Annotated in this window: 6 protein-coding genes; 1 reads left to right on the top strand and 5 read right to left on the bottom strand. The window is 64.8% G+C overall.

What is annotated here, in order from left to right; translation table 11 throughout:
• Positions 1-760: glycosyltransferase (locus tag VLR48_RS01660; protein ID WP_325290111.1), on the top strand; the 760-nt coding region annotated here is incomplete at its 5' end.
• 147 nt (positions 761-907) lie between these two features.
• On the opposite strand, the gene VLR48_RS01655 is transcribed toward VLR48_RS01660, so the two are convergent.
• From VLR48_RS01655 to gatC, 5 genes are all read right to left on the bottom strand, one after another.
• On the bottom strand, positions 908-1,792 hold the full coding sequence (locus VLR48_RS01655) for a DMT family transporter (RefSeq protein WP_325290110.1): 885 nt from the start codon (positions 1,790-1,792) through the stop codon (positions 908-910).
• Between the two features lie 7 nt (positions 1,793-1,799).
• Positions 1,800-3,386, bottom strand: coding sequence for a sodium:solute symporter family transporter (locus VLR48_RS01650; protein ID WP_325290109.1), 1,587 nt, complete (start codon positions 3,384-3,386; stop codon positions 1,800-1,802).
• A gap of 67 nt (positions 3,387-3,453) precedes the next feature.
• Entirely contained in the window at positions 3,454-4,899 is a 1,446-nt protein-coding gene (gene gatB, locus VLR48_RS01645; protein WP_325290108.1) for an Asp-tRNA(Asn)/Glu-tRNA(Gln) amidotransferase subunit GatB, read from the bottom strand.
• A gap of 101 nt (positions 4,900-5,000) precedes the next feature.
• Positions 5,001-6,455: an Asp-tRNA(Asn)/Glu-tRNA(Gln) amidotransferase subunit GatA gene (gatA, locus tag VLR48_RS01640; RefSeq protein WP_325290107.1), complete on the bottom strand. Its 1,455-nt coding sequence runs from the start codon at positions 6,453-6,455 to the stop codon at positions 5,001-5,003.
• A gap of 12 nt (positions 6,456-6,467) precedes the next feature.
• Positions 6,468-6,755: an Asp-tRNA(Asn)/Glu-tRNA(Gln) amidotransferase subunit GatC gene (gatC, locus tag VLR48_RS01635; protein WP_093030260.1), complete on the bottom strand. Its 288-nt coding sequence runs from the start codon at positions 6,753-6,755 to the stop codon at positions 6,468-6,470.
• Between the last annotated feature and the right edge of the window lie 195 nt (positions 6,756-6,950).

The raw sequence follows: 6,950 nt of genomic DNA, 5'->3' as shown, positions 1-6,950 counted from the left end.
CGGACTGGATCACAGTCGCGGTGAAGCTACCGTCATTATCGACGCCGATCTTCAGGATCCGCCCGAGTTGATCCCGGAGCTGATGGCACGCTGGAGCCAGGGCTACGATGTCGTCTACGCGACGCGCCTGTCGCGTGACGGCGAGAGTTTTCTGAAGAAGCTGACCGCTCGGTATTTCTACCGCGTCATCGGGGGCATGACCCCCATCGAGATCCCCAAGGACACGGGGGACTTCCGTCTGCTCAGCCGCCGCGCCGTCGATGCACTCTGCCGCCTGCGCGAGCAACATCGCTTCATGAAGGGTCTGTTTGCCTGGATCGGCTATCGACAAACCGCCGTGACCTACCATCGGGACCGCCGCAGCGCCGGGGCGACCAAGTGGAATTACCACAAGCTGTGGGGATTCGCGATCGAGGGCATTACCTCCTTCAGCACGGCCCCCCTCAAGGTCGCCAGCTATGTCGGGCTGGTCACGGCCATGACGGCGTTCCTGTACGCAAGCTGGATCATCTACAAGACCTTGCGTTACGGAGAGCCCGTCGCCGGTTATCCGTCCCTCATGGTTGCAGTCCTCTTTCTCGGCGGGGTTCAGCTCGCCGCCATCGGCGTCTTGGGCGAGTATCTCGGTCGAATGTTCAACGAGACCAAAGCTCGACCACTCTATCTTGTCGAGACCTACGAGCCCCCGAGACAAGGCGAACGCGACCTCCCGCGCGAAACCGGCCAGCCGTCCACCGTCGGCCCCATCGCTCCCTCGTAGGCGGATCGAAGCCGACGCCTTCGCGGGACCGCGGAGACGCGTCATCACCCTGCCGGAACATAAGCCCCCAGCGGCTGGTTTGGTTCATGATTCCTGCCCGTGGACAAGCGCAGCGACGGGGTCGGGTTAATGAGAAGCCGGCATCGATTATGCTGAGCCTCTCCGCTCGCGCCGCAAGCTGTACTCGTTCCCGACAAAGATCAGAGCCGCGCCGGCGATGACCCAGGGGTCGAGTCCCTCGCCATAGAAGATCGCCCCGACCAGCGCGATGAGCGGCAGGCGCAGGAAATCCATCGGCAGTACGACAGTCGCGTCGGCATGCTGAAACGCCTTGGCGATGCCGAGATGGGCGCTGATCCCGGTGACCGCAGCGACGAGCAGCCAGGGAACATCTACCCAGCCGACCGGCTGCCACACCAGCAGCGCCGGGACGAGACCGATCAGGAGCTGCATCGCCAGCATCCAGAAGAGGATGGTAAAGACACCGTCATAGCGCGTGAGTCCCTTGGTCGCCGTCAAGCTCACGGCAAAACCGACCGCGGCCGCCAACCCGATGAGCACCCCGAGATCGAGCGGTTGCAGGCCGGGCCGCGTAATCACGAGGACGCCCGCCACTCCCAACACAAGCGCAAAGACTCGTCCTCGATTCAACCGCTCGCCGAGAAAGAACAGCGCCAGCACGGCCGCCCACACGGGTGTGGTGAACTCGAGCGCGAAGACCAAGGCGAGCGGCAAGATGCCGATGGCGGTGATCCAGAAGACCTGTCCGCCGTAGTGAAAGAGGTTGCGCAGCAGGTGCAGGGGCAAACGTTCGGTGCGATAAAAACCAGGGGCCAACCACAGCGCCAGCGGCACCAAAAGCGGCAGACCGACCGCGGTCCGCAGAAAAAGAAACTGCACCGGCTCCATGGTGTCCAGCAGCTCGCGCGCGGAGACGGCGAGCAGTGCGAAAGACGTCAGGGCCACACCCATCCAGGCCGCCGCAAGGGCAAGCGGCCGAGGTGCGCGCGGCGGCATCGAGTCTTGAGACATGGGCGACTTAACCGAAGCCGATCGCCAAAGCCGCGGTCAGCGCCAGCAAGACCGCGGACTGGAGCCGATAGTCCGACCACCAGGCGCCCGCGCGCGTCGGGCGCGCCAGTGCCGGACGCCACACCATCTCGCGGCGCTGGATTGCACGCGAAGCCGAGGGATGCGGCTCAAGCAGACCGACGAGGACGAAGATCGACGCGCTCAAGGCAAAGAGGATCCCCGCAACCAAGGTAAAGTGCAGATCCAGCGCGCCTCCGACCGTCAGGGCGAAGAGCAAGGCGGACAGGGCATGACCACCCAGCAAGGTCGCGAGCGCCGCCCTCGGACCCGGTCGCGCCCAAAGCGCGCCGAGCAGAAAGAGCGCCGCGACGGGAGGGACCAGATAGGAGAGCGCGGTCTGCAGGTAGTGGAAGAGCCCCTCGAAGCCGCCGATCCAGGGCGCAACAGCGGCCGAGATCAACATGAAGAACAGGATCGCGATGCGCCCGATCCAGGCCGTCTGCCGCGAAGTCAAGTTCGGGCGCAGCGGTTTGATGAAGTCGAGCGTGAGGAGTGTCGCCGCCGAGTTCAGCGTCGAGTCGACGCTCGACATCAGGGCGGCGACCAAGGCCGCGAGCACGAGCCCGCGCAGCCCAACCGGAAGCAGCTCGGCGATGAGCGACGGGAAGACCTGATCCGCCTGTTCGAGGCCCGGAATGATCTGAATCGCGATGACGCCCGGGATAACCATGATGAAGATCACCGAGAGCTTCAGCCATCCCGCCAAGAGCGCGCCCCAGCGGGCATTCTCGATGTCCCGGGCACCCAGCACGCGCTGGACGACAAACTGATTGGTACACCAAAAGTAAAAGCCCAGGACGGGCACACCCACCACCACGCCGAGCCAAGGCAGGTTCGGGTCGCTCAGCGGGAGAAAGAGACTCAACTGCTGCGGATCCGTCGCCTCGACCACCCGCCCCCAGTCGAAATCGATCGCCTGGAAACTGAAGAAGGTGACCAACGACGCCCCCACCAGCAGGATCACCGCCTGGAGAACGTCCGTATAGACCACCGCGGCCAGCCCGCCGGCGGCGGTGTAGATGCCCGCAACCGCGGCCAGGATCAGCGCAGCCGTGAAGAGATCCAGGCCCGGAACGAAGGCGCTGAGGACGATCGCACCGGCGAAGAGCGTACCGGCCGTATCGACGACAATGTTCGAGACGAGGGTCAAGGCGGAGAAATAACGCCGCGCGCGCACGTCGAAACGCCGCTCCAGATACTCGGGCACGGTGCCGATGCGGGCGCGCAGATAGAGCGGGATCAGGATGATGGCGAACACGACCAGCAGCGGCGCGGCCATCCACTCGTAGTTGGCGACCGCGATCCCCCAGGTGTAGGCCGCGCCCATGAGCCCGATCAGGGTCGTGGACGAGATGTTGGAGGCAAACAGCGACAGCCCGACCGGCAGCCAGCCGAGCCGCCGCCCGGCCAGGAAGAGATCGTCCGCATCGTGGGTCCGACGCGCAAGGTAGGCGCCGATCGCAAAGACGATCAGGAGATAGAGGCCGATGATCGCGAGATCGATCGGGTCGATTCGAGTGATGAAGGGATCCATAACAAGGACATCGCTCCATCGAACCTGAAACGCGCGACTGACCGACCCCGTCGCCGGGGAGTCGTGATCAGTCGCTTGCGAGCACGCGGATCAGGATCTCGTTGACCTGCTGCGGATTGGCCTTGCCTTTGCTCTCCTTCATCACCTGACCGACGAAGAAGCCGAAGACCTTGTCCTTGCCGGCGCGGTATTGCTCGACCTGACCGGGATTGGCCGCGACGATCGCCGCGATCATGGCCTCGAGCTCGCCGCTGTCGGTGATCTGTCGCAGCCCGCGCGCCTGAATGACGCTGTCGGCATCGCCCTCTCCGCTCCACATCGCCTCGAAGACCTGTTTGGCGAGCTTCCCGGAGACGGTGCCGTCCTGGATGCGATGGATGAGGCCGGCGAGCATGGCCGCCGAGACGGGGCTCTGCGCGATCTCGATCTCGGAGCGATTCAGCGCGGCGGCGAGCTCGCCGTTGACCCAGTTAGCGGCCAGCTTGGGCTCGGCGGTGGCCTGCACCACGGCCTCGAAATACTGGGCAAGCTCGCGCCCGACGGTCAGCAGACTGGCGTCATACTCGCCCAGTCCGTATTGGGTGTGGAAGCGCTCGCGCATGCTGTCCGGCAGCTCCGGCAAATCCGCGACCGCGTCGACGATGAAGGCGACATCGATCTCGACCGGGAGCAGGTCCGGATCCGGGAAGTAGCGGTAATCGTTGGCCTCTTCCTTGGAGCGCATCGGACGGGTCTCGTCGCGCTCCGGGTCATAGAGCCGGGTCTCCTGCACGACGGTCCCGCCGCCTTCGATCACGTCGATCTGACGCTCGACCTCGAACTGTATCGCGCGCTCGATGAAGCGGAACGAGTTGAGGTTCTTGATCTCGGTGCGCGTACCGAAGCGCGTCTGACCGAGCGGGCGCACCGAGACGTTGGCGTCGACCCGGAAGGAGCCTTCCTGCATGTTGCCGTCGCTGATGCCGATCCAGCGCACCAGCTGATGGATCTTGCGCGCATAGGCCACGGCCTCCTGAGGCGTTCGCATAGCCGGCTCCGAGACGATCTCGAGCAGCGGCGTGCCGGCCCGATTCAGATCGATGCCCGTGTAGCCGCCGCCCGCGAGGTTCTCCTCGTGCAACGACTTACCCGCGTCCTCTTCGAGATGCGCACGCGTCACCCCGATCGACTTGACCGCCCCGTCGCCGAGCACGATCTCCACGCGCCCCTCCCCGACGATCGGCAGCTCGTACTGACTGATCTGATAGCCCTTCGGCAGATCCGGATAGAAGTAATTCTTACGCGCGAACACCGAGCGCGGCGCGACCGCGGCACCGATCGCCTTGCCGAAACGCACGGCCAGACGCACCGCCTCGGCATTGAGCACCGGCAGCACGCCGGGCAGACCCAGGTCGATGGCGCAAGCCTGCGTGTTGGGCGGCGCACCGAAGGCCGTCGATGCACCCGAGAAGATCTTCGATTGGGTCGCGAGCTGAGTGTGGATCTCGAGCCCGATCACGGTTTCCCATTGCATGCTTTCTAACCTATGTCGCGATCGTACGTTCGGCAAAGCGCCGTCTCATGCCGCTCGTTTTCTCAAGACCTTCAGGGCGCGCCGAGCGACGCGCCCGCCGATCACTCGAACCCCGAAGGCGCGCCCTGATGCCAATGCGTCACATGCTGAAAACGATGCGCGACATTGAGGAGGCGGGCCTCCTGGAAATAGTTGCCGATGATCTGCAAACCCACCGGCAACCCCTCGACCGGCTCGACCGGGATCGACATCCCGGGCAGACCCGCGAGGTTGGTTGCGATGGTGTAGATGTCGTTGAGATACATGGCCACCGGGTCGTCCGTCTTGGCCCCGAGCGCAAAGGCGGTCGTCGGCGCGGTCGGCCCCATGATGACGTCGACCTCCTCGAAGGCACGCGCGAAGTCGTCGGCAATGAGATGTCGGATCTTCTGCGCCTTCAAATAGTAGGCGTCGTAGTAGCCCGCCGACAGCACATAGGTGCCGATCATGATGCGACGCTGCACCTCGTCGCCGAAGCCCTCGGCGCGACTGCGCTTGTAGAGGTCTTCGAGATCCTTTGGGTTCTCGCAGCGATGGCCGTAGCGCACACCGTCGAAACGCGCCAGGTTGGACGAGCACTCGGCCGGCGCGACGACATAGTAAACAGGCACCGAGAGCGGACTGTTCGGCAGGCTGATCTCCTTGACCTTGGCACCGAGCCGCTCGTACTCCTTGATCGCATCCTGCACGGAGGCCGCCACGCGCGGATCGAGCCCCTCGCCGAAATACTCCTTCGGCAGACCGATGCGCAGACCCACGATGTCGTTGTCGAGCGCATCGACATAGTCCGGCACGGCGACATCGGCGCTGGTGGAGTCGCGCGGGTCGAACCCGGCCATCTCGTCGAGCAAACAGGCCGCATCCGCCGCAGAGCGGGCCAGCACGCCGGCCTGATCCAGCGAGGAGGCGAAGGCGATCATGCCCCAGCGCGAGCAGCGCCCGTAGGTCGGCTTGATGCCGGTGATGCCGCAGAGCGCCGCAGGCTGTCGGATCGAACCGCCCGTATCCGTCCCGGTGGCCGCCGCGCAGAGCCGTGCGGCGACCGCGGCGGCCGATCCGCCGGAGGAGCCACCCGGCACGCGATCCGCGTCCCAAGGATTATGAACAGGCCCGTAGAAGCTCGTCTCGTTCGAGGAGCCCATGGCGAACTCGTCCATGTTGGTCTTACCCAAGACAACCGCCCCGGCCGCGGCGAGACGCTCGACGACGGAGGCATCGTAAGGGGCGACGAAGTTGTCCAGCATCCGCGAGCCGCAACTGGTCTTGATCCCCGCCGTGCAGAAGATGTCCTTGTGCGCGATCGGGATGCCGGCGAGCGGACCGGCATCACCCGAGGCAATCGTGCGATCGGCACGCTCGGCAGCCGCCAAGGCGGATTCGCTCGCGACGCTGATGAAGCTGTTCAGTCGCGGATCCAGCCGTGCGATGCGCTCCAGATAGTGACGGGTGAGCTCCACGCTCGAGTAGGTGCGCAGCCTCAGCTCCGCGGCCATTTGGGCGATCGATTTGTTCTGCATGAGTGCTCGGCGTCAGTCGATGACCTTGGGAACCAGATACAGCCCGTCCTCGGTCAAGGGGGCGATCGCCTGGAACAGCTCGCGTCGGTCGTGCTCCGACACGCGATCCGGACGCAGACGTTGGCTCATGTGCAGCGGGTGCGCCATCGGCTCCACACCCGTGGTGTCGACCGCGTCCATCTGCGCAACCAGGTCGAGGATGTTGGAGAGATCCGCGGCATAGCGCTCGATCGACTCGGGCGCAATCTCGAGCCGCGCCAGGTGGGCGATCTTCTCGATGTCGGAAGCATCCAATGACATGACCGATCCAGCTTGATTGACAAGCCGCGCAACATAGCACAGGCGCGCGAGGCGCGGAACTTCCGGGAACGCCGCGCGCCGCGCCGGATGCGACCCTGGAGCTTCATCGCTCGATCGCACACCTTGACGAACCCACGTCTTGCGGCTTTAATATGCGGCTTCGCTACCCGCAACGGGGGCGAATATTAAAACGCC

This window comes from Thiocapsa sp., assembly GCF_035467215.1.
Classification (GTDB): Bacteria; Pseudomonadota; Gammaproteobacteria; order Chromatiales; family Chromatiaceae; genus Thiocapsa.
This window is presented reverse-complemented; position numbering and strand designations above follow the sequence as displayed.

Bases quoted from the DNA above. Each gene is read 5' to 3' on its own strand.
- VLR48_RS01655 (WP_325290110.1), bottom strand. From the start codon at position 1,792: ATGTCTCAAGACTCGATGCCGCCGCGCGCACCTCGGCCGCTTGCCCTT.
- VLR48_RS01650 (WP_325290109.1), bottom strand. From the start codon at position 3,386: ATGGATCCCTTCATCACTCGAATCGACCCGATCGATCTCGCGATCATC.
- gatB (WP_325290108.1), bottom strand. From the start codon at position 4,899: ATGCAATGGGAAACCGTGATCGGGCTCGAGATCCACACTCAGCTCGCG.
- gatC (WP_093030260.1), bottom strand. From the start codon at position 6,755: ATGTCATTGGATGCTTCCGACATCGAGAAGATCGCCCACCTGGCGCGG.
- gatA (WP_325290107.1), bottom strand. From the start codon at position 6,455: ATGCAGAACAAATCGATCGCCCAAATGGCCGCGGAGCTGAGGCTGCGC.